Below are 343 nucleotides of genomic sequence, written 5' to 3' on the forward strand. Positions count from 1 at the left end.
GAGCAGTTCAGTTGCCAGTACTTATGCTCGCTTGCGTGGTGAGAGCTTTGATGCCAATCGTGAGCTGACTGGACTTGGGCTGGCCAACCTGTCTGGTGGACTGTTCCAAAGTTTTGCAGTTGCAGGAGGTTTTTCGCGTACGGCTATCAATGCCGATTCAGGCGCGAAGACTCCACTTGCTAGTCTCGTAACCGTACTGGTAATGATTGCCGCGCTCATAGCCTTTAGCAATGCGCTTGCTCCACTACCCTATGCACTACTGGGCGCAACCATTATGGCCTCTATCATTGGCCTGATAGATATTGCGACGTTGAAATCTGCATGGCAGCGCGATCGCTTAGAT

Annotated in this window: 1 protein-coding gene; it reads left to right on the forward strand. The window is 51.6% G+C overall.

Annotated elements, in window-relative coordinates:
- Positions 1-343 (forward strand): SulP family inorganic anion transporter (locus SB772_RS39570; RefSeq protein ID WP_410838462.1); only part of this gene is annotated, 343 nt, incomplete at both ends.

It is taken from the genome of Paraburkholderia sp. SIMBA_030 (assembly GCF_046535245.1).
In the GTDB taxonomy this organism is placed as follows: domain Bacteria; phylum Pseudomonadota; class Gammaproteobacteria; order Burkholderiales; family Burkholderiaceae; genus Paraburkholderia.